Source organism: Streptacidiphilus jiangxiensis, assembly GCF_900109465.1.
Lineage (GTDB): Bacteria > Actinomycetota > Actinomycetes > Streptomycetales > Streptomycetaceae > Streptacidiphilus > Streptacidiphilus jiangxiensis.
The window spans coordinates 42,038-62,647 of sequence record NZ_FOAZ01000018.1 but is presented as its reverse complement, the minus strand read 5'-3'; the positions used below and the strand labels follow the sequence as shown (position 1 = coordinate 62,647).

Below are 20,610 nucleotides of genomic sequence, written 5' to 3'. Positions count from 1 at the left end.
CACTCCTCGGAGATCCCCGATGCCCCGCTTCGCCCTGTTCGCCTTCGCCCTCGCCGTCCTGGCCCTCGCCGCCGCGGTCGTGTCGGTCCTGGCGCAGTTCTGGCTGGGTCTGGCCTTCGTGCTGCTCGCGGGCGTCGCCAGCAACGTCGGCTGGGTCCAGTGGCGCCGCGCCCGCGCGTGAGGCCTCAGCTTCCGAAGCCGCCGAAGCCGAAGCGGAGGAAGTGGAACGCGACGCTGCCGTCGGAGGCGTAGAAGGCGGCCCCGAACCAGTTCAGGAACGGGTAGATCACGTCGTTGAACAGCCAGCCGCCGATGGTCTGGTTCCACATCAGCAGGAAGATGATCATCATGCCGTAGGGCGCGATGTTCGCCAGCGAGCGGCGGGTCTCGTAGGAGAGCCAGGGCTCGATGATGCCGTAACCGTCCAGTCCGGGCATCGGGATGAGGTTGAGGATGGTCGCCATCACCTGGAGCAGCGCCAGGTAGCCGAGGGCCTCGTAGAACTCCTGGTGCGGCACGGAGCCCGGCCCGCTGCCGTAGTAGGCGGGGGCGACCACGGCGATGACCACGAGCAGGACGAGCGCGAAGGCCGCGTTGATCGCCGGCCCGGCGGCGGAGATCAGTGCGTTCTTCGCCTTGCTGCGGATCCGCCCGCGCTCGATGAAGACCGCGCCACCCGGCAGCGCGATACCGCCGAGGATGATGAAGATCAGCGGCATCACGAAGCTGTAGACCGGGTGCGTGTACTTGAGCGGGTTCAGCGTCAGATAGCCCTTGGAGCCCACGGTGATGTCCCCGCCGTGCAGGGCAGCGCGGGCGTGGGCGTACTCGTGCAGGCACAGCGAGATCAGCCAGCCCGCGCAGACGAACACGAAGACGCCGAACGTCATGTTGCCCCAGTGGACCCAGAGAGATGCGCCGGTCGTCACGAAGACGGCCAGCAGGACCAGGAAGACGGTGCTGATCCGCCGGTCCGAGTGCGAGTGGGAACGGCTCGTGAACGCGCTCATGGGTGACGGGACTCCGGTCGTGGACAGCCGTGGACGGACGGAAGTGCCGATGATGCCCTGTCGCCGGTACGCGCGCCAAGCCAGCGCGCGGCCATCCGCACCCCCAGCTGTGAACGCCTGCCGCCCGGTGCCGGTTCCACCGGACCACCGGGACCGGGCCCCCCGTCCCGTCGGATGATCCAGAATATGGGGATGCGCTTCGGGATCCTCGGCAGCTCGCTCGTCCTCGATGACGACCAACGGCCCGTGGCCCTCGCCGGCGGACGACTGCGGACCCTGCTGGCCGCGCTCGCGCTGCGGGAGGGGCGGGCCGCGCAGCCGTGGGCGCTGATCGAGGAGATCTGGGGTGAGGCCGGTCCCGCCGACCCGCAGGACGCGCTGCAGACCCTGGTGGCCCGCCTGCGGCGGACGCTCGGCGCCGAGCACGTGGCCTCCGGCCCCGAGGGCTACCGCCTGATCGGCGGGGACACCGACGCGGCCGCCTTCCGCGGCCTGGTCGCCGACGCGGCCGAGGCGCCGCCCGCGCGGGCGGCCGAGCTGCTGGGCGCGGCGCTGGCCCTGTGGCGCGGTCCCGCGCTCGCGGATCTGCCGGCCCGCGAGGACGCCGCGCTGCGGTTGGAGGCCGAACGCGCGGCCGCGCACCGCGCCCACGTCGAGGCCCGGCTCGCCCTCGGTGACGCCCCGGCGGTCCTGCCGGAGCTTGCGGAGCGGGTCGCGGCGGAGCCGCTGGACGAGTCCTGGCACCTCCTGCACCTGCGCGCGCTGCACGCCTCCGGCCGCACGGCCGACGCCCTGCGCGCCTACGACTCCACCCGGCGCACCCTCGCGGCCGAACTCGGCACCGACCCCGGCCCGGCGCTGCGCGCCATGCACACCCAACTTCTCGCCCCCGCCCCGGTGACCGTCCCGTCCGCCGCGCCCTGGCCGGGCGGGGCCGGGGCCGAGCCGGGAGTCCGCGACGTCCCGGCGGGGGGCGCGACGCCGGGTGGGGTGCCCGGGCGGGTGCCCGGGAATCTCCCGGCGCGGCTGACCAGCTTCGTCGGGCGGGAGGCGGAGCTGGCCGCGCTGGACGCGGAGCTGCCCGGGGCACGGGTGCTGACCCTGACCGGGCCCGGTGGGACCGGGAAGACGCGGTTGGCGCAGCAGGCCGCGGCCGCGCTCGCCGAGTCGTACCCGGACGGGGTGTGGCAGGTCGAGCTCGCGCCGCTGGACGATCCGCGCGCGGTCGTGGACGCGGTCCTCGGCGCGCTGGGGCTGCGGGTGACCCACCTGGGTCTCGGGCTGCCGGAGTCGCTGGCGGCCGGAGTCCCCGGCGCCGACGGGGACGGGCCGCTCGGCCGGCTGCTGGAGTTCTGCGGGCCGCGCGAGCTGCTGTTGGTGCTGGACAACTGCGAGCACCTCGTCCAGGCGGCCGCCGAGCTCGCGCAGCGCCTGGTCGCGGCCTGCCCGCGGGTGACCGTGCTGGCGACCAGCCGCGAACCGCTCGGTGTGGCGGGTGAGCTGGTGCGTCCGTTGGAGCCGCTGCCGGAGCCGACCGCGCTGCGGCTGCTCGCGGTACGCGGAGCCGCCGCACGGCCCGGCTTCGACCCGGGCGACCCGGCCCAGGACCCGGCGGCCTGCGCCGAGATCTGCCGCCGCCTCGACGGACTGCCGCTCGCGATCGAGCTGGCCGCGGCCCGCCTGCGGGCCATGACGCCACGCCAGCTCGCGGACCGGCTGGACCACCGGTTCGCCCTGCTGACCGGCGGCAACCGCACCGACCTGCCGCGGCAGCAGACCCTTCGGGCCGTCGTGGACTGGAGCTGGGACCTGCTGGAGCCGTCGGAGCGGACGCTCCTCGCCCGCCTGTCCGTGTTCGCCGGCGGGTGGACCCTGGACGCCGCCGAGGCGATCTGCGCCGACCCGGCCGACCTGCTGCCGCAGGACGTGGCACCGTCCCTGCTCTCGCTCGTCGACAAGTCGCTGATCCAGGCGGATCTCGCCGCGGGGACCGACGCGCAGCCCCGCTACCGGATGCTGGAGACCATCCACGCGTACGCCGCCGAGCGCCTGCGCGAGGCCGACGCGCCGCACGCGCCCGCGGCCGCCCACCTGCGCTGGTTCCGTGAACTCGCCCGCGCCACCGACCCGCTGCTGCGCACCGAGGCCCAACTCGACGCGTTGCGCCTGCTGGACGCCGAGCACGACAACCTGCGGGCCGCCCTGCGCCGCGCCGTGGAGGGCGGCGAGGAGCAGGAGGCGCTCAGTCTGCTGTGCAACCTGGGCTGGTACTGGAACCTGCGCAACCGGCGCGACGAGGCGCACGACTGGTACGACGCGGTGCTGACCCTCGTCCCCGGCGACCCGTTCGACGCGCCCGCCGTGCCGGTCGAGGAGGGCCCCGGCGAGCTGGCACCGCCGTGGCCGCGTCCGGTGCTGGAGGAGGCGCGCCGGGCCGTGGCGACGGGCCGGCTGCTCACGGCCGAGGGTATCTACGGCGGGGTGCCCTCCGCCGAGCTGCAGGAGCTCGGCGCGCGCATCATCGACTTCTACCGCCCCGAACTGCCCCAGTCGGCCCGGATGCCCGCCCTCCAGCGGGTCTACGTGGTGATGTACGCGGGGATGCTGGAGCACCTACAGTCGGTGGCCGACGGGCTCGTCGACGGCTGTCGCCGGTTCGGGCGGCGCTGGGAGCTCGCCTGCGCCCTGCAGATCCGCTCCAAGCTGCTCAACGACCAGTGGGACCGACAGTCCCAGGCGGAACGGGACGCCGCCGAGAGCCAGGCGCTGTTCACCGAGCTCGGCGACCGTTGGGGGCGGGCCGAGGCCCTGGCCGGGCGGGCCGAGATCGCCAACTTCGCCGGGGAGTTCGAGGAGGGCGTGCGCTGCTGCCGCGAGGCGATGGTGCTGGCCCACGAGGTCGGCGCCGACCAGGAGCAGCCGATCCTGCGGGTGCGCCTCGGCGACGGCCTGATCGGCCTCGGCCACTACGACGAGGGAGCGGCCGAACTGGTCCGCGCCATCGAGGAGTCGGCCGCCTACGGGGTCATCGGCCAAGGCGCCGGGATGTTCGGCACGATGCTGCTCGCCGGCCTGCGGATGCGCCAGCAACGCCTGGCAGAGGCGCGCACCCTGCTGGAGGGGCTGCTCGTCGACTCCTCCGGCCCCGGCGCGGCCAACCTGCTGAACGGCATGGTCATCAGCATGCTGGGCGCGGTCGAGGCGATGGACGGTCGGCCCGAGGCCGGCCTGCGGCGGGTACGGGCCGGCCTGGAGGAGTTGCGGAGCCACCCGCTCAGCTCGCAGGTCCCCGAGCAACTGCCGCTGGTCGTGGCCCCGGCCCTGACCGGGACGCTGTGGCGCTGCGCGGCGGCCGGCCTGGTCCCGGAGCAGGATCCGGCCGGGACGGCGGCCCGCCTGCTCGGCGCGTACGAGCTGCTCCAGACCCGTTCGGCCAAGCACCGGCTGGACCGTGCCGCCCTCGCCGAGACGGCGGCCGGGCTGCGCTCGCTGCTCGGCGACGCCGCGTACGAGGAGGCGTACGCGGCGGGCCGGGCGATGGACGCGTCGCAGACGGTGCAGCTGATGTACCAGGGGCTGGACGGGTAGACGTCAGGTGCGCTTGCGGAAGCGGGCGACCGCCAGCGGCGCGAAGACCACCGTCAGCCCCACCGACCAGGCCAGCGCGAGCAGCGCGGGATGCAGCACCGGGCCGCCGTTGATCAGCGCCCGGCTCGCGTCCGCCAGCGCGGAGAGCGGGTTGACCGAGGTGAAGGCCTGGAGCCAGCCCGGCATCGAGTGGACCGGCGCGAAGGTCGAGCTGCCGAACTGCAGCGGCACGATGATGAGCATGCCGACGCCCTGCACCGCCTGGGGGTTGGGCATGGCCATCCCGAGCAGCATCGAGACCCACACCATCCCGGTGCCGAAGGCGAGCGCCAGCCCGAGGGTGGCCAGCACGTTGACCGGACTGGTGTGGATGCGCAGGCCCAGGCACATCGCGAAGAGCACCAGGACCACCAGCGAGACCGCCGAACGACAGCTCTCCGCGAGCAGTTTGGCGATCAGCACGGAGGAGCGGGCGATCGGCATGGTGCGGAAGCGGTCCATCACGCCGGTGGTGAAGTCGGTGTTGAGGCCCGTGCCGACGGCCATCGCCAGGCTCAGGCCGATCTGCCCGAACATGCCGGGGATCATGTACTGGATGTAGTTGTGCGAGTTGCCCGCCACCGCGCCGCCGAAGACGTAGACGAAGAGCACGGTGAACAGGATCGGCATGAACAAGGCGTCCAGCAGGGACTCCGGGTCGGCCTTCATCCGCATCAGGTTGCGGCGGGTCAGCGCGCCGATGTGGTGCAGCGAGGCGCGCAGGCTGGTCCGGTTGTCGCCCGCCGGCACGGCGGGGGCGGCGAGGGCGGGGGCGGCGAGGGTGGTCATGCGACGGACTCCAGGCTGGTCGGGGCGGGAACGGCGGCGGGAACGGTCGACTGCTCGCCGGTGATGGCCAGGAACACCTCGTCGAGGCTCGGCAGCCTGGTCTCCAGCGCCGCGATCCCCAGACCGGAGGTGCCGAGCGCGGCCACGACGGCCGTCAGCTGCGCCTCGTCGACCGCGGGCACGGTCAGCCCGCCCGCGCCGTCGGGCACCGCGGCGAGGCCGCGTTCGGCGAGGCAGCGGATCATCGCGTCGAGCTGCGCCCCCTGGGCCGGACGGATCGTCAGGCTCTGCCCACCGACCTGTCGTTTGAGCGTCTCCACGCCGCCCGCGGCGATCACCTTGCCGTGGTCGAAGACGGTCAGGTCGGAGGCGAGCTGTTCGGCCTCCTCCATGTACTGCGTGGTGAGCAGCACCGTCGAGCCCTCGTCGACCATGGCCCGGACCTCCGCCCACACCTCGTTGCGGGTGCGCGGGTCAAGGCCCGTGGTGGGCTCGTCCAGGAAGAGCACGCGTGGGCGCCCGATCATCGAGGCGGCCAGGTCGAGGCGGCGGCGCATCCCGCCGGAGTACGTCCTGGTCGGCCGCCCGGCGGCGTCGGTGAGGGAGAAGCGTTCCAGCAGCTCCTCGGCGCGACGGCGGGCGCCCCTGGCGTTCAGGTCGAGCAGCCGGCCGATCAGGTAGAGGTTCTCGTAGCCCGACAGCAGCTCGTCGACGGAGGCGTACTGCCCCGTCAGGCCGATCTCGTGGCGCAGTCGGTACGGCTGGCGCTCCACGTCCCAGCCGGCCACGACGGCGCGGCCCGCGTCCGGGCGGACCAGCGTCGACAGGATGCGCACCAGCGTGGTCTTGCCGGCCCCGTTCGGCCCGAGCACCCCCATGACGGTGCCCTCGGCGACGTCGAGGTCGACGCCGTCGAGAGCCCTGGTCTCCCCGTAGTACTTGGCCAGCCCCCGCACCTGCACGGCGGCGGCGTTGTTCGAATCAGTCGTCGGCTCCATGCGAGGCACGATGCCGAACCCCGCCGTCACGGCTCCGTCAGTGCTCCGTCACGGCGCTGTCGGCAACCCCCGCGCCCCTGCGCAGTGCAGCGTCCCTCAGTGGAAGGTGTGCTCCTCCGCCGGGAAGGCGCCGCTGCGGACCTCGTCCATGTACTCCGTCGCCGCGCGGCCCAGCTCGGCGCGGAGGTTGGCGTACTGCTTGACGAACTTCGGCACGTGCCCGTTCGACATCCCGGACATGTCCGTCCAGACCAGCACCTGCGCGTCGCAGCCGACGCCCGCGCCGATCCCGACGGTCGGGATGTGCAGCTCGCGGGTGACCTGCGCGGCCAGCTCCGCCGGGACGGCCTCCAGGACCACCGAGAACGCGCCGGCCGACTGGACGGTCTTCGCGTCCCGCAGCAGCTGGTGGGCCGCCTCGTCGCCGCGGCCCTGGACGGGGTAGCCGCCGAGCGCGTGCACGGACTGCGGCGTCAGGCCCAGGTGGGCCATGACCGGGACGCCGGCCTGGACCAGCATCTCGATGGCCGGGGCGGAGCGCTCACCGCCCTCCAGCTTGACCGCGTGGACCCCGGCCTCCTTCATCAGCCGGACGGAGTTCCGCAGCGCCTGCGCGGGGGACTCCTGGTAGCTGCCGAACGGCAGGTCGGCGACGACCAGCGCCCGCTTGGTGCCGCGGACGACCGCGGCGGAGAGGATCGCGATCTCGTCCATGGTCACCGGCACGGTGGTGTCGTAGCCGAGGTGGCAGTTGCCCATCGAGTCGCCGACGAGCAGCACCGGCACCCCGGCCTCGTCGAAGACGCCCGCGGTCATCGCGTCGTAGGCGGTCAGCATGGCCCAGCGCTCGCCGCGGGTCTTCGCGGAGGCCAGGTCGCGCACGGTGACGCGGCGCGTGGTGACGCCGCCGTAGAGGGACTTCTGGGCAGGCGGGAGCGAACCGTTCTGCATGACGTGTCTCCTGTGTGTCGGTCTCGTGGCGCCGTACGGCGTCCCCGGATCACGTCCATGCTGGCACGCCCGCGCGACAGAGGGAAAGGGGAGCGCGCGGGGCGGAGAAGTCGCGCGCGTCACTCCTCCGGGTCTCAATTTCGATACGAGACGTTCTCGTATCGAAAATCGGCTACGCTACTGCCATGACGACGACTGCCCCTGCCGCTGCCCCGCCGCGGGTGCCCGAGGCGATACACAAGCGCCGCTGGGCGATCCTCACCGTTCTGGTCTTCAGCCTGCTCGTTGTGGTGCTGGACAACTCGATCCTGAACGTCGCGATGAAGACGATCGCCTCGCCGAAGCCGACGGGCCTGGGTGCCACCCAGAGCCAGCTGGAGTGGGCGATCAACTCCTACACGCTGGTCTTCGTCGGCCTGCTCTTCACGGCCGGCCTGCTCGGCGACCGGCTCGGCCGCAAGAAGGTGCTGCTCTTCGGCATGGTCGTGTTCGGGGCGGGGTCGCTGCTCTGCTCCATGGCGAGCAGCCCCGGCGAGCTCATCGCCTTCCGGGCCGTGATGGGCTTCGGCGGCGCCTTCGTGCTGCCGGCCACGCTGGCCATCATCATGAACGTCTTCGAGCGCGAGGAGCACCCGAAGGCCATCGGCATCTGGTCCGGCGCGGTAGGTCTGGCCATCGCCATCGGCCCGATCGCGGGCGGCCTGCTGCTGGCGCACTTCTGGTGGGGCTCGGTCTTCCTGGTCAACGTCCCGATCGTGGTGGCCGCGCTGATCGGCATGGTCTGGCTGGTGCCGGACTCCAGCGACCCGAACCCGGGCAGGCTCGACCCGCTGGGCGTGCTGCTCTCCACGGTCGGCCTGGTGGCGCTGATCTACGGCATCATCAAGGGCGGCCAGGACGCCGACTTCGGCGTCACCGAGAGCTGGGTGCCGATCGTCGGCGGCCTGCTGGTGCTGGCGGCCTTCGTGCTCTACCAGAAGCGCGCGGCCCACCCGGTGCTGACCATCTCCTGGTTCCGCAACAAGCACTTCTCCGCCTCGGTCGTCGCCATCGGCCTCGCGTTCTTCGCGCTGATGGGCGTCACCTTCTTCGGCGTCTTCTACATCCAGAGTGTGCGCGGCTACAGCCCGCTCCAGGCCGGTCTGCTGCTGCTCCCGCTCGCGGTCGCGCAGCTGATCTTCTCGCCGCGGGCCCGGTTCGTCGTGGACCGCTACGGCGTCAAGTTCACCGTCGCGCTCGGCATGTTCCTGATCGCCGCCGCCTTCGTCGGCTTCATGACGCTGGGCCGCACCACGGGCATCTGGGTGCTGGAGGTCATCGCCTTCGTCCAGGGCGCCGGCATGGCCCTGGTGATGCCGCCGGCCTCGGTCACCATCATGGCCAGCCTGCCGCGCGAGAAGGCGGGCTCCGGATCGGCGGTCAACAACACCTTCCGCCAGGTCGGCGGCTCCCTCGGCGTCGCGGTGCTCGGCGCGCTGCTGTCGACGAGCTACCGCAGCGGCATCAGCGGCCACCTGGCCACGCTGCCACCCGCGCTGCGCGGCCCGGCGGGTGAGTCCATCGAGGGCACGCTCGGCATCGCCGAGCAGCCGCAGTTCCACGCCTCGGCGCTGGTCGACCCGGCCAAGGACGCGTTCGTCCACGCCATGCACGTCACGGCCGGGGGTGCCGCGGTCGCGGCGGTGCTCGGGATGGCCGTCGCCCTCGCCTTCCTGCCGGGCAAGGCCGCCGCCTACGGTGGCGCGATGGCCCCGCGCCCGGCGGCCGAGGACGCGGTGGGTGCTACCGGGACTCAAGCGGAGTGAGGGAGGATGGGGTGGTGAGCAGCAACGCCGGTAACACGGTCGACAGCGAGTTCGAGAGCCTGATCAGCCGCGAGCTGGGCCAGCAGCGTTCCACCGCCCCGTCCACGTCGTCGACCACGTCGACCACCCCCGCGACGCCCCCCGCCAAGCGCGGGCGGCCGCGCAGCGAGGCGGTCGAGTCCTCGATCGTCGAGGGGATGCTGCGCCTGCTCGACCGGGGGTCCAGCCTGGCTGGGCTCACCGTCGAGGCGATCGCGGCCGAGGCCGGCGTCGGCAAGGCCACCATCTACCGCCGCTGGCCCGACAAGGACGCGCTGCTGCTGCACCTGCTCACGCAGCTGGAGTCCAAGCTGGACCCGATCTGCGAGCGCGCCACGCTGCGCGAGTCGCTCATCGCGGCGGTCGACAGCATCCGGCTGAACGCCGTCAACCGCCGCTCCGGCAGCAACCTCGCCATGATCGGCGCCGAGATCCGGGCCATTCCCGACCTGTACGCCCGCTACCACGAGACGGTCATCGAGCCGCGCCGCCGGGCGCTGCGCGCGTTGATCCACGACGCCCAGCTCCGCGGCGAGCTGCGGGTGGACATCGACGCGGACCTGCTCGGCGAGCTGGTCGTCGGGCCGATGCTCTCCCGCGCCATCCTCCATCCCGATGGCTCCCTCGAGGACCCGGCGCTCGCCACCACGATCGTCGACGCGGTGCTCGAGGGCATCGCGGTCTCATCGAACACTCACCCGGTTCACAGCGACGCCGACGGAACCTGAGATCAACGAGGTCGCGTCTCCTCACCCATAGGCTGAGTCCCGGCAAAGGGGACCTAGTAGGGCAAGGGTGAGGAACAGCGCATGCTTCGCGGCTTCGGCGGACTCCAGTGGCGCGGACGGGACGGCAAGGGCCGCTCCGCCTGGCGGCGTGGTTGGGTGCTGGCCGCTCTGGCGCTGCTGCTGGCGGGAGTGCTCGGCTTCCACCGGCAGATCCCCGACACGCTGGGCAACTTCGGCTCCCTGATCGAGACCTTCCTGCCGTGGTTCGGGCTGGCTGTCCCGGTGCTGCTCGTGCTCGCCCTGCTGCGCCGCTCCGCGATCGCGCTGGCGGCCCTGCTCGCCCCGGTCCTGATCTGGGCGTTGCTCTTCGGCCCGCTCGTCCCGGACAAGAGTGGGGGCGCCTACGACTTCACCGCCGTCCAGCACAACATCAGCGCGGACAACACGGACGTCGCGGGCACCATGGCGACGCTCATGGCGGCCGACCCCGACGTGATCTCGCTGGAGGAGATCACCGGCACGGAGCTCCCGGTCATCCGCCAGAAGCTGGAGACCACCTACCGCTGCCACGTCGTCGAGGGCACGGTGGGGCTCTGGTCCAAGTACCCGCTGAGCGACACCGGACCGGTCGACATCAAGATCGGCTGGACCCGCGCCCTGCGGGCCACCGTGCAGACCCCCGAGGGCGCCCTCGCCGTCTACGTCGCCCACATGCCGTCCGTCCGCGTCCACTTCGACGGCGGCTTCACCGCCAACCAGCGCAACCGCAGCGCGGAGGCGCTGGGGGAGGCGATCGCGCGGGAGAAGCTCCCGCGGGTGCTGCTGCTCGGCGACATGAACGGCACCATGAACGACCGCGCGCTGGCCCCGATCACCATGCAGCTGCGCTCCGCCCAGGGCAGCGCGGGCGCCGGCTTCGGCTTCTCCTGGCCGGCGTCCTTCCCGGCAGCCCGCATCGACCAGATCATGTCCCGCGGTGTCACCCCGACCGCGGCCTGGACCCTCCCGCGCACCGGCAGCGACCACCTCCCGATCGGCGCCCACTTCGAGCTGCAGCCCGCGGCCGGGTAGCAGCCGGCGGCCGGGCTACCGGCGCTCGCGCCAGCGGTTGGTGATGGGCTGGCGGCGGTCACGGCCGAAGTTCCGGGAGGAGATCTTCGTGCCCGGCGGGTACTGTCGGCGCTTGTACTCCGCGGTGTCGACCAGGCCGACCACCCGCTCGATCAGGGCCGGGTCGAAGCCCTCGGCGACGATCTCGGCGCGGCCCCGGTCCCGCTCGACGTAGGCGGTGAGCACGGCGTCCAGCAGGTCGTAGTCCGGCAGCGAGTCGGTGTCGACCTGGCCGGGGCGCAGTTCCGCGGACGGGGGCTTGAGGAGGGTGTTCTCCGGGATCGGCGGGGTCTCGCCGCGCCGGGTCGCGATCTCGTTGCGCCAGTGCGCGAGGCGGAAGACCAGCGTCTTGTAGACGTCCTTGATCGGACCGAAGGCACCGACCGAGTCGCCGTAGAGGGTGGAGTACCCGACTGCCAGCTCGCTCTTGTTGCCCGGGGCGAGCACGATGTGGCCCTCCTGGTTGGAGACGGCCATCAGCAGCGTGCCGCGCAGCCGCGACTGCAGGTTCTCCTCGGCCAGCCCCTTCAGCTCCAGCGCACCCATGTACGCGTCGAACATCGGCGCGATGGAGACCGTCCGGAAGTTCAGCCCGGTGCGACGGGCCAGCTCGGCGGCGTCGTCCCGGGAGTGGTCGGAGGAGTACGCGCTCGGCATCGAGATGCCGTGGACGTTCTCGGCGCCGAGCGCGTCCACCGCGAGCGCCGCGACCAGGGCGGAGTCGATGCCGCCGGAGAGCCCGATCAGCACCGAGCGGAAGCCGTTCTTGCGCACGTAGGCCCGCACGCCGCAGACCAGCGCGGCGTAGATCTCCTCCAGCTCCTCCATCGGCTCGGCCCGGCCCGCGACGACCGGCTCCTCGGGAGCCGGCTTGGGCTCCTCGGACAGGACGGTGCGCCTGATCTCCAGCCCGTCTGCGACGATCCGCGTCGCCCCGCCGACCTCCGCGGTGGCCCGCGGCAGGTCGAGGTCGAGGAGCAGGCAACCCTCCTCGAACTGCGGCGCGCGCGCCAGCACCCCCCCGTCGGCCGCCACGACGACGGACTGTCCGTCGAAGACCAGCTCGTCCTGGCCGCCGATCAGGTTGACGTAGGCGAGGGTGCAGCCCGCCTCCGCGGCGCGCTTGCGGACCAGCGCGAGACGCTCCTCGCCGCGGCGCGCCTCGTACGGGGAGGCGTTGATCACGAGCAGCAGCCCGGCGTCGGCCTGGCGCGCGGCCTGGACCCGCCCGCCGTCCTGCCAGATGTCCTCGCAGACGGCGAGTGCGACGTCGACGCCGTGGAGGCGGACGACGGGCAGCGTGTCGCCGGGCACGAAGTAGCGGAACTCGTCGAAGGTGCCGTAGTTCGGCAGGTGGTGCTTGGCCATGCGGAGGACGACGTCACCCCTGTGGAGCACCGCCGCGCAGTTCTGCGGGGAGCCGGCCGGCAGCCCGAGCCGGGGGGTGTCCTTCAGGGACTTGCCGAGATATCCGACCACGACCGGGGTCTCGCCGAGACCCTCCGCCTCCAGCCGGTCGGCCAGCCTGGCCAGTGCGGCGCGTGAGGCCTCGATGAAGGACGGGCGCAGCGCCAGGTCCTCGATCGGGTAGCCGGTCAGCGCGAGCTCGGGGAAGGCGACCAGGTCGGCGCCCTGCTCGGCGGCGTGCCGGGTCCAGGTGACGACCTGTTCGGTGTTGCCGTCGATGTCGCCGACGACGCTGTCGATCTGGTTCAACGCGAGGCGAAGGCTAGGCATGCCCCCAGAGTAATCGTCTCTTCGACGCTATGTGCCCTGGCCTCGCTTTGTGGCTGTTCGTGGCTGTTGGTACACGTTCGGCGGCTTTTCCTTGCTGCCGCATGTCATGGTATGCGGCTATTGGGATAGATGATCTGATGAGACCGGGATATAGCCGTATTGACGGTATGTCCGAAATAAAGGTACGTTCGAGCCTTCGGGCAAGGGTGCGGGCACGATCGAACGCCCGCGGAGGGGATGGACCACGTGGACCAGCCGGCCGAGCGACAGGCCACCGCCCCGTGGGCGGTCCGCCGACCGCCTCGTTCCGACGCGGAACTGAGGGAGCGTCCGGCGCGGGGCATCCTGCCCGGCTGGGCGGCCCTGCTCACGATCCCCGCCGCCCTCGCCCTCGCCGTCCTGGTGCAGGCCCGCCGCACGGTCGGACTGCCGTCCTGGGTCCCGGGTGGTCAGGCCCTGCACGACAGCGGGCCGGTCGTGCCGGAGCGCCCCGCCGTCGCCCTGCTCGCGCTCTGCGGCGTCGTCGCGGTCTTCGCCCTCTTCGGACTGATGGCCAATCCGATGGGCACCGCCCGTGTCCTGAGCCGCTGGGGCGGTTACCGCGGCACCGTCCGCCGCTCGGGCCTGCTGTGGGTGAACCCGCTGTTCAAGCGCCGTCCGATCGACGTGCGGATCCGCCACTGGCGCAGTGAGACGATCGCCGCGACCGACCGCGAGGGCTCGCCGATCAGCGCCGAGCTGATCATCGTCTGGCAGGTCAAGGACACCGCGCGGGCCCGCTTCGCCGTCGACGACCACGGCAGGCACCTGGCCCTGAGCGCCGAGTCCGTCTTCGCCCGCACCGTCTCGACCCTGCCCTGCGACAGCTTCGCCAGCCCCGGCCCCTCCCTGCGCGACGGCCAGTGGCTGGGCGGCGAGCTGACCCGCCTGCTCGGCGCCGAGATGGCCCCGGTCGGCATCGCCGTCTACTCCGTCCAGGCCGTCGGCCTCGGCTACCGCGCCGACTTCGCCGACAGCATGCGGCGCCGCCGCCTGGCCGAGCTCGACGCCGGCACCCGCGAGGTCCTGGTCGGCGACGCGGTCGAGACCGCGACGCTGACGCTGCGCCAGCTGGAACGGGGTCAGGGCGTCGCCCTCGACGACACCTTCCGCGCCGAGCTGACGCGGGATCTGGTGACGGCGTTCCTGTCCGTCCAGGTGCCGAACCGCGAGCGCGCCGACGGCGCGGACCGTGCGGACGGCGCGCACGGCACGGCCGGCGGGCACGGGACGGCCGGTGGGCCGGACGGCGGGGCGGTTGCCCGGGGGGCCGGGGTCGCTTCGCCTGCCACCGCTCCGGCACCGGGCGAGCGCGCGGCTGCCGGCGTGGCGGGGGTGGCCGACATCCCGGCTCGCCCGGCGCCGGGTTCGGTCACCGCCGTCCCCGCGGCCGCCGCCGCGCCTGGCTCTGCCGCCGTTGACGCGGCGACTCCTGGCTCTGCCGCCGCTGACGCGGCGGACGTGGCCGAGGTGGGGGAGGCGGGCGGCCTTCCCGCGCTGCAGCGCTCCGCGACCGCGCTCTCCTCGCGCCCCCGCTCGGGCGCGGGGCAACCGCGCCGGGTGGTGGAGCCGACGTCCGTCGAGCTCGGCGGGTCGTCCGCGAGCTCCTTCATGACCCAGGCGGCACCCGTGACACCCGCGATCCCCGTGACGCCCGTGCCGCCCGCGCCTCGGGCGCAGGCCGCCGCAGATCTTCCGTGACCCCCGCTGCACCGCACGAACCACCGAGGAACGGAGCCCGTCCGCGATGACCGCCTTCGCCGAGCTGGACATCACCGACTGCACCTGCGCCCACTGCCGTGTCCACGGCACCGGAGCCTCACCGGGGGGCCCCACCACGGAGCCACGGACCCACGCATCCCGCAGCACGGTCCGCCCGCTCTTCCGCGCGGCCGCGACCACCGCCATGCTCGCCGTCGGCGGCGGCGCCGCCCTGATAGCCGCGCCCGCGGCGAGCGCCGAGACGGCGCCCGCCCACGCGGGCTGGGACGGCCAGCGGTACTGGTTCCGCTCCAACGGCGAATGGCGCTGGACCACCCACTACGACGTCTACCTCCAGCACACCGGCGGATCCGCTCCCGCGACCGACGGCGGCATACGTCAGGGCTGGGACGGTCACCGCTACTGGTTCCGCTCCAACGGCGAATGGCGTTGGACCACCCACTACGACGTCTACCTCCGGTACACCGGGGGAGGCGCCGGCAGCGGCTCCGGTACCGGATCGACGGACACCACCCCGTCGGCGGGCGGGATCACCTGGGGCTGGGACGGTCACCGCTACTGGTTCCGCAAGAACGGCGCGTGGCGCTGGACGACCCACTACGACGTCTACCTCACGTACGCGGGCTACGGACATCCCACCCACGGCCCCGGCCCCGGCGACCCGGGGCAGAACCCGAGCCCCGACCCGGTGCCGGGCCCGGTCGTCCCCCCGCCCGGCCACGGCGCGGGCAACCTGGAGACGGCGATCAGCTTCGCCGAGGCGCAGCTGGGCAAGCCCTACGTCTGGGGCGGCAACGGACCCTACGGCTACGACTGCTCCGGCCTGGTCCAGCAGGCCTTCTTCCGCGCGGGCATCAAGCTGCCGCGGGTCGCCGCGGAGCAGTACCGGGCCACCACCCCCATCTCGCCCAGCGTGCTGCGACGCGGGGACCTGATCTTCTGGTCGTCCAGCAGCCGGTCCAGCGGGATCCACCATGTGGCGATCTACCTCGGCGGGGGTCGCTACATCGAGGCACCGCACCCCGGCGCCGACGTGCGGATCTCGGTGCTGTCGACGGGTTACTACCCCGACTTCTTCGGGCGCGTCTCCTGATCGACGGCTGATCGACGGCCGATCGGCGGCCGTGCGGAGGCCGCGCGGCGGTCTCTGGGGGGTGTGATCATCCCGCCAGGCCCATTATCTGCAATGATGCGAGCAGTGGGCCTGGCGGGCGACGCGCGCGCTTCCAGCTTCCGCGCGTAACGCATCCGTAAACCGCAGAGGTGAGACTGTAGCCATGGGCAAGCAGCAGGAGTTCGTGCTCCGCACTCTCGAAGAGCGTGACATCCGGTTCGTCCGGCTCTGGTTCACCGACGTTCTGGGTTTCCTGAAGTCCGTCGCGGTGGCCCCGGCCGAGCTCGACCAGGCGTTCGAGGAAGGCATCGGGTTCGACGGATCCGCGATCGAGGGCTTCGCCCGGGTCTACGAGTCCGACATGCTCGCCAAGCCGGACCCGGGCACGTTCCAGATACTGCCGTGGCGCTCGGAGGCGCCCGGCACCGCGCGCATGTTCTGCGACATCCTCATGCCGGACGGCTCCCCGTCCTTCGCGGACCCCCGCTACGTGCTCAAGCGCACCCTGGAGAAGGCCTCCAACCTCGGGTTCACCTTCTACACCCACCCCGAGATCGAGTTCTTCCTGCTCAAGAACCTCCCCGGCGACGGCACCGCGCCGATCCCGGCGGACCAGTCGGGCTACTTCGACCACACCCCGCGCGGCGTCGGCCACGACTTCCGCCGACAGGCCATCACCATGCTGGAGTCGATGGGCATCTCGGTGGAGTTCAGCCACCACGAGGGCGCCCCGGGGCAGCAGGAGATCGACCTGCGCTACGCGGACGCGCTGTCCACGGCCGACAACATCATGACCTTCCGTCTGGTCATGAAGGAGGTCGCCCTCGAGCAGGGCGTCCACGCGACCTTCATGCCGAAGCCCTTCTCCCAGCACCCGGGCTCCGGCATGCACACCCACCTCTCGCTCTTCGAGGGTGACCGCAACGTCTTCCACGAGGCCGGCGCGGAGTACCAGCTCTCCAAGATCGGCCGCTCCTTCATCGCGGGCCTGCTGAAGCACGCGGCGGAGTCCGCCGCGATCACCAACCAGTGGGTCAACTCCTACAAGCGCATCTGGGGCGGCTCCGACCGCGCCGCGGGCGCGGGCGGCGAGGCCCCCTCCTACATCTGCTGGGGCCACAACAACCGCTCGGCGCTGGTCCGCGTCCCCATGTACAAGCCGGGCAAGCAGGGCTCCACCCGCGTGGAGATCCGCTCCCTGGACACGGGCTGCAACCCGTACCTCGCCTACTCCGTCATCCTCGCCGCCGGCCTCAAGGGCATCGCCGAGGGCTACGAACTCCCGCCCGGCGCGGACGACGACGTCTGGGCCCTCAGCTCGCTGGAGCGCCGCGCCCTCGGCATCGAGCCGCTCCCGCAGAACCTCGGCGAGGCCATCGACCTGATGGAACGCAGCGAGCTCGTCCGCGAGACGCTCGGGGAGCACGTCTTCGACTTCTTCCTGCGCAACAAGCGCCAGGAGTGGGAGGAGTACCGCTCCGAGGTCACCGCCTTCGAGCTGCGGCGTGGGCTGCCGGTGCTGTAACCCGGCAGGTCGGCAGAGATCCGGACACGACGAAGGGTCGGACCGCGGTGGAGATCAATCCACGGTGATCCGGCCCTTTCCGGCCCCTTGGGCCGTCTACGGGCCGTCGGCCGAACTCGCGAGCGGCAGCGGAAGCAACGTGTTGAGCGCCGCCCCGGGCAGACAAGGCGTGTTGCCGGCCAGTGTGATCCCGACAGCTGGACTGTCCGCCAGCTCCACCAGCGCCCCCGAGCGTCGGGCCTCGGAGGACTCGCCGCCTGAGGAGTCCGGCTTCACCGGGCCGAACGACCACCCCTGCGCTGCGAGCTCGGATCTGATGACCCGAACCACGGCTTCGGGGTTGTCCACCTTCCAGGCGCCGATCACCGTGCGATGACGCACGGAACCTGCCTGAGAACAGGCCCCGTCGAAGTGATCATCTCCTAGGTCCCCGTGCATCGACGTGCCAGGCGGAAGGCTCTGCCGAAGGACCGAGACGAACAGGGTCCGCAGCTCGGCGTCTGCGTCGGCGACGGAGTTGAACGTCAGTGGCGTCAGTGGCGTCGGTGGCCTGGTGGACGAGGCGCATCCCGTCAGCGCCACTGCTATTCCGACCAGGGCGACACCGGACCCGACACGTTGCAACATACAACTCCCCGAACCTCGCGATGGACAACCAAGGAGTGGCGATCCTAGGTGACTCGGTGCCAGGGCACTGGCGTCGCACCTGTCGCGCATACTGCTCCCATGGCTGACGCTCCTGACCAGCGGCCGGACGACTGGCGTGCGTGAGAAGTGAAGTGGGGAAACGTGGTGTCCATGTCGTCGCGAGAAGAACTCCTGCGACTCCTCGAGCCACCCGCCGAGCGGTGGGTCCTCCCGGGCGCGGACGAGCTCGCGCGGGGCTACGGGACGGGGCTGCCCGCGGACTACCTGTGGCTGATGGAGACGTACGGCCCGGGAGAGGTCTCGGACTACCTCGGGATCCTGCCGCCGGTGCGCGCTGCCGAGATCGGAGTGGTCCCCGGGGTCTGTCCGGGCGCGGCGGAGGCGGAGGAGGGAGTCGAGGGGATCGAGCCGGAGTACCTCGTCCACGGTGGACTGTTCGTGTGGGGTTGCAACCCGGACGGTGACAGCGCTTTCTGGAGCACGGTCGGCGCGCCGGACGACTGGAAGGTCGTCGTCTTCCGCCGGCACCACGGCCCCTACGAGCCGGCCTGGACCCGCTACGACTGCGGCGTCGTCGAGTTCCTGGCCCGTACCTTCCAGGGGCGGCACCCGGACAACCCCTTCAGCGGCACCGACCTGTGGCGGAACGAGTCCCCCAGCTTCGCCCGCTCATGAGCCGCCGCGCTGACCCTGGTCGGCGCGGGTGGGCAGGCGTACCGTCAATCGACGTGGGGGAGCTGCTCTTTACGGGGGCTGATCGGCCGCGTCCCAGCATGGCGCGGCGGGTGTGGGTGAGCGCGGGGCTGCTGGTGTTCTGCGCCCTGCTGGCGGCGGCCGGAACATGGGTTCCGGCCGCGATCATGGGCGGGACGTTCTTGGTCCTGGCGGTCGGGATGCCGGTGGTGTTCCGCGGGGGGTGGACGAAGGTCGACGCCTCCGGGATCAGTTACGCGTGGCGGGGCTCCGGGCGGGCCCGGGTGATCGCGTGGCACGAGGTCGGCGGGATCCAGGTCGTGGAGGCGCGGACGCAGACCGGCGGGATCGTGCGGACCGTCAAAGTGGTGCTGCGCACCGGCACACGGCGGAGCCTGCCGGTCCTGTCCGACAGCACGGCCAACCCCGACCCGGAGTTCGACCGCAAGGTCGAGGCGGTCCGGGAGCTGGCGAGCCGCTACGGCGTGGCGTCCGGCGTCCCCGCTGTGCCCGTCCCCGGGGTGCCCGGCGTGCCGGGCCTCAATCCGGTGGTGCCGCCCCCGGTGGTACCGCCCCGGGTGGAGGCGGCCTGGTCGCGGCGCGACCGGCGGTTCCGTCGCTGGACGTGGCGGTATCTCACGCCCGTCGCCGCGCTCCTGCTCGTGCTGATGGGCGCCATGGACATCGGCCCGACGTGGTCCGCGCACCTGGGCGGTGGGACGCGCGGGACGTTCACCGTCACCTCGGTGGAGTGCGGGCGCTCCTGCGACTGGGCCGGGGACTTCGTCTCCGACGACGGGACCGACACCCGCGTCGGCGTCGGCCTCGGCAGCGGTGGCGACGTCCACCACGTCGGCGACCGGATCCGCGCCGTGGACACCGGCGACCACATCAACGTCTACCCCGCGGGCGGCGGGCACGACTGGATTGCCACAACGCTGCTGACCGGCTTCGGCGCGGTGCTGCTGGTGCAGTGGATCAGGACCGTCCCGCTTCGCTCGCTGAGGGCGCGGAGGGCGCGGAAGGCGCTGAGCCAGGACTGAACGGGCCGTCGAGCGCGGCCCATTGGAGCAGCAGGATGGTCTTCGCGTCGGCGATCGCGCCGGTGCGGGTCATGGCGAGGGCTTCGGCGAAGGCGAGTTCCACGACGGTGATGTCCTCGCCCTCCGCGGCGACGCCCGCCGAGGCGGGGGAGGGGTCGCCGCCCGGGACGGCGGAGTAGGGCGCGGCGTAGAAGTGGAGGCGTTCCGTCACCGAGCCGGGGCTCATGAAGACGTCGAAGACGTGCTGGACCGCCCCGACGGTGCGGCCGGTCTCCTCCTCCGCCTCACGGCGGATCGCCGCCTCGGGGGCGTCGCCGTCGAGGAGGCCGGCGGCGGTCTCCAGGAGGAGGCCGTCGGGGTGGCCGTTGACGTAGGCCGGGAGCCGGAACTGGCGGGTGAGCAGGACGGTGCCGCGCTCGGGGTCGTACAGCAGGATGGTCGCGCCGTCGCCGCGGTCGTAGGTCTCGCGGGACTCGCGGCTCCAGTGGCCGTCCCGATGCCGGAAGTCGAAGGTGGTCTTGCGCAGGACGTACCAGTCGCAGGCGAGGACCTCGACGTCGCGGACACGGACGTCGGGGTTGCCGGTGAGGTCGCGGCCGTGGAGGTGGAGCCCGGTGCGGCCGCGCCGGTCGGGGGCGTCGACACCGGCGGTCATGCGGGGCTGCCGGTCGAGGGGATGTGACCGAGGTCGGTGAAGACGGACAGCCCCGCCTCCCGCGCCTGACGGACCATCCGGTCCGCTCCCGCCGAGGGGCCGCCGATGCGCAGGACCGCGTCGCAGCGGGCGAGGAGGCGCTCGGCGACCGGGTGGAAGATCTCGTCGAAGAGCGGCGTGCCCGGGGCCGCGCCGCCCGCCGTCTCCAGCAGCGGCAGGGCCAGCGCCTCGCCGGTGACGGGCAGGTGCCCGGCCCGGAAGAGGTGGAGGGCGACCTCGTTCATGGCGTGGACGTTCGCCGCCAGTTCGGCCGGGTCGTCGCCGGTGCCGGAGCGGTAGGGACCGGCGACGAGGATCATCAGCGGTTCGGACGGCAA

General features: G+C 72.4%; 18 protein-coding genes. 10 read left to right on the top strand and 8 right to left on the bottom strand.

The genetic code is table 11. The annotated features are described in order from the left end of the window. Positions 1–19 precede the first annotated feature (19 nt). Positions 20–181, top strand: coding sequence for a hypothetical protein (locus BMY61_RS46560; protein ID WP_169791849.1), 162 nt, complete (start codon positions 20–22; stop codon positions 179–181). A 4-nt stretch (positions 182–185) separates the two neighbouring features. Here the strand turns inward: BMY61_RS46560 and BMY61_RS29605 are convergent, their stop codons facing one another. Beyond that, positions 186–1,010: a site-2 protease family protein gene (locus BMY61_RS29605; protein ID WP_042446012.1), complete on the bottom strand. Its 825-nt coding sequence runs from the start codon at positions 1,008–1,010 to the stop codon at positions 186–188. 192 nt (positions 1,011–1,202) lie between these two features. Between BMY61_RS29605 and BMY61_RS29600 the strand changes: the two genes are divergently transcribed. Then, a complete protein-coding gene (locus tag BMY61_RS29600) occupies positions 1,203–4,598 on the top strand; it encodes an AfsR/SARP family transcriptional regulator (protein WP_042446351.1) in 3,396 nt (1,131 codons plus the stop codon). 3 nt (positions 4,599–4,601) lie between these two features. Here the strand turns inward: BMY61_RS29600 and BMY61_RS29595 are convergent, their stop codons facing one another. The 3 genes from BMY61_RS29595 to panB all read right to left on the bottom strand — a co-directional run bounded on the left by BMY61_RS29595 (position 4,602) and on the right by panB (position 7,375). Next, positions 4,602–5,426 (bottom strand): ABC transporter permease, encoded by an 825-nt coding sequence (locus tag BMY61_RS29595; RefSeq protein WP_042446009.1) that lies wholly within the window; start codon positions 5,424–5,426, stop codon positions 4,602–4,604. After that, the gene (locus BMY61_RS29590; protein ID WP_042446348.1) at positions 5,423–6,424 is read right to left on the bottom strand and encodes a daunorubicin resistance protein DrrA family ABC transporter ATP-binding protein; all 1,002 of its coding nucleotides are present in this window, start codon (positions 6,422–6,424) and stop codon (positions 5,423–5,425) included. The genes BMY61_RS29595 and BMY61_RS29590 overlap by 4 nt, the downstream gene beginning before the upstream one ends. A 96-nt stretch (positions 6,425–6,520) precedes the next feature. Beyond that, positions 6,521–7,375 carry a 3-methyl-2-oxobutanoate hydroxymethyltransferase gene (gene panB / locus BMY61_RS29585; RefSeq protein WP_042446007.1) on the bottom strand — a complete coding sequence of 285 codons (855 nt, stop codon included), beginning with the start codon at positions 7,373–7,375 and terminating at the stop codon, positions 6,521–6,523. Positions 7,376–7,560: 185 nt separating this feature from the next. On the opposite strand from panB, the gene BMY61_RS29580 reads away from it, so the two are divergent. The 3 genes from BMY61_RS29580 to BMY61_RS29570 all read left to right on the top strand — a co-directional run bounded on the left by BMY61_RS29580 (position 7,561) and on the right by BMY61_RS29570 (position 11,018). Then, positions 7,561–9,180: an MFS transporter gene (locus BMY61_RS29580; protein WP_042446004.1), complete on the top strand. Its 1,620-nt coding sequence runs from the start codon at positions 7,561–7,563 to the stop codon at positions 9,178–9,180. 14 nt (positions 9,181–9,194) lie between these two features. Then, complete coding sequence (locus BMY61_RS29575; protein WP_052438586.1) at positions 9,195–9,947, top strand: TetR/AcrR family transcriptional regulator; 753 nt, start codon at positions 9,195–9,197, stop codon at positions 9,945–9,947. A gap of 81 nt (positions 9,948–10,028) precedes the next feature. Then, positions 10,029–11,018: an endonuclease/exonuclease/phosphatase family protein gene (locus BMY61_RS29570; protein ID WP_042446001.1), complete on the top strand. Its 990-nt coding sequence runs from the start codon at positions 10,029–10,031 to the stop codon at positions 11,016–11,018. Positions 11,019–11,033: 15 nt separating this feature from the next. Here BMY61_RS29570 and BMY61_RS29565 read toward each other — a convergent pair whose 3' ends face one another. After that, complete coding sequence (locus BMY61_RS29565) at positions 11,034–12,794, bottom strand: NAD+ synthase (protein ID WP_042446000.1); 1,761 nt, start codon at positions 12,792–12,794, stop codon at positions 11,034–11,036. A 246-nt stretch (positions 12,795–13,040) separates the two neighbouring features. Between BMY61_RS29565 and BMY61_RS29560 the strand changes: the two genes are divergently transcribed. The 3 genes from BMY61_RS29560 to glnA all read left to right on the top strand — a co-directional run bounded on the left by BMY61_RS29560 (position 13,041) and on the right by glnA (position 17,194). Continuing rightward, positions 13,041–14,534 carry an SPFH domain-containing protein gene (locus BMY61_RS29560; RefSeq protein ID WP_177240393.1) on the top strand — a complete coding sequence of 498 codons (1,494 nt, stop codon included), beginning with the start codon at positions 13,041–13,043 and terminating at the stop codon, positions 14,532–14,534. 46 nt (positions 14,535–14,580) lie between these two features. After that, positions 14,581–15,648 (top strand): C40 family peptidase, encoded by a 1,068-nt coding sequence (locus tag BMY61_RS29555; RefSeq protein ID WP_052438584.1) that lies wholly within the window; start codon positions 14,581–14,583, stop codon positions 15,646–15,648. Positions 15,649–15,832: 184 nt separating this feature from the next. Continuing rightward, positions 15,833–17,194, top strand: a complete 1,362-nt coding sequence (glnA, locus tag BMY61_RS29550) for a type I glutamate--ammonia ligase (protein WP_042445996.1) — start codon at positions 15,833–15,835, stop codon at positions 17,192–17,194. A 96-nt stretch (positions 17,195–17,290) separates the two neighbouring features. Here the strand turns inward: glnA and BMY61_RS29545 are convergent, their stop codons facing one another. Next, positions 17,291–17,575 (bottom strand): hypothetical protein, encoded by a 285-nt coding sequence (locus tag BMY61_RS29545; RefSeq protein WP_143094578.1) that lies wholly within the window; start codon positions 17,573–17,575, stop codon positions 17,291–17,293. Between the two features lie 417 nt (positions 17,576–17,992). Here BMY61_RS29545 and BMY61_RS29540 point away from each other — a divergent pair, with 417 nt between their 5' ends. Next, the gene (locus BMY61_RS29540) at positions 17,993–18,517 is read left to right on the top strand and encodes a hypothetical protein (protein WP_042445992.1); all 525 of its coding nucleotides are present in this window, start codon (positions 17,993–17,995) and stop codon (positions 18,515–18,517) included. Between the two features lie 98 nt (positions 18,518–18,615). Then, on the top strand, positions 18,616–19,578 hold the full coding sequence (locus tag BMY61_RS29535; protein WP_042445991.1) for a hypothetical protein: 963 nt from the start codon (positions 18,616–18,618) through the stop codon (positions 19,576–19,578). Here BMY61_RS29535 and BMY61_RS29530 read toward each other — a convergent pair. Together BMY61_RS29530 and BMY61_RS29525 are read right to left on the bottom strand one after the other, a co-directional pair. Continuing rightward, positions 19,514–20,233 carry an NUDIX domain-containing protein gene (locus BMY61_RS29530; RefSeq protein WP_042445989.1) on the bottom strand — a complete coding sequence of 240 codons (720 nt, stop codon included), beginning with the start codon at positions 20,231–20,233 and terminating at the stop codon, positions 19,514–19,516. The two genes, BMY61_RS29535 and BMY61_RS29530, sit on opposite strands and share 65 nt — an antisense overlap. Then, the gene (locus tag BMY61_RS29525) at positions 20,230–20,592 is read right to left on the bottom strand and encodes a hypothetical protein (protein WP_042446340.1); all 363 of its coding nucleotides are present in this window, start codon (positions 20,590–20,592) and stop codon (positions 20,230–20,232) included. The genes BMY61_RS29530 and BMY61_RS29525 overlap by 4 nt, the downstream gene beginning before the upstream one ends. Positions 20,593–20,610 lie beyond the last annotated feature (18 nt).

Bases quoted from the DNA above. Each gene is read 5' to 3' on its own strand.
- BMY61_RS46560 (WP_169791849.1), top strand. From the start codon at position 20: ATGCCCCGCTTCGCCCTGTTCGCCTTCGCCCTCGCCGTCCTGGCCCTC.
- BMY61_RS29605 (WP_042446012.1), bottom strand. From the start codon at position 1,010: ATGAGCGCGTTCACGAGCCGTTCCCACTCGCACTCGGACCGGCGGATC.
- BMY61_RS29600 (WP_042446351.1), top strand. From the start codon at position 1,203: ATGCGCTTCGGGATCCTCGGCAGCTCGCTCGTCCTCGATGACGACCAA.
- BMY61_RS29595 (WP_042446009.1), bottom strand. From the start codon at position 5,426: ATGACCACCCTCGCCGCCCCCGCCCTCGCCGCCCCCGCCGTGCCGGCG.
- BMY61_RS29590 (WP_042446348.1), bottom strand. From the start codon at position 6,424: ATGGAGCCGACGACTGATTCGAACAACGCCGCCGCCGTGCAGGTGCGG.
- panB (WP_042446007.1), bottom strand. From the start codon at position 7,375: ATGCAGAACGGTTCGCTCCCGCCTGCCCAGAAGTCCCTCTACGGCGGC.
- BMY61_RS29580 (WP_042446004.1), top strand. From the start codon at position 7,561: ATGACGACGACTGCCCCTGCCGCTGCCCCGCCGCGGGTGCCCGAGGCG.
- BMY61_RS29570 (WP_042446001.1), top strand. From the start codon at position 10,029: ATGCTTCGCGGCTTCGGCGGACTCCAGTGGCGCGGACGGGACGGCAAG.
- BMY61_RS29565 (WP_042446000.1), bottom strand. From the start codon at position 12,794: ATGCCTAGCCTTCGCCTCGCGTTGAACCAGATCGACAGCGTCGTCGGC.
- BMY61_RS29555 (WP_052438584.1), top strand. From the start codon at position 14,581: ATGACCGCCTTCGCCGAGCTGGACATCACCGACTGCACCTGCGCCCAC.
- glnA (WP_042445996.1), top strand. From the start codon at position 15,833: ATGGGCAAGCAGCAGGAGTTCGTGCTCCGCACTCTCGAAGAGCGTGAC.
- BMY61_RS29540 (WP_042445992.1), top strand. From the start codon at position 17,993: ATGTCGTCGCGAGAAGAACTCCTGCGACTCCTCGAGCCACCCGCCGAG.
- BMY61_RS29535 (WP_042445991.1), top strand. From the start codon at position 18,616: ATGGCGCGGCGGGTGTGGGTGAGCGCGGGGCTGCTGGTGTTCTGCGCC.
- BMY61_RS29530 (WP_042445989.1), bottom strand. From the start codon at position 20,233: ATGACCGCCGGTGTCGACGCCCCCGACCGGCGCGGCCGCACCGGGCTC.
- BMY61_RS29525 (WP_042446340.1), bottom strand. From the start codon at position 20,592: ATGATCCTCGTCGCCGGTCCCTACCGCTCCGGCACCGGCGACGACCCG.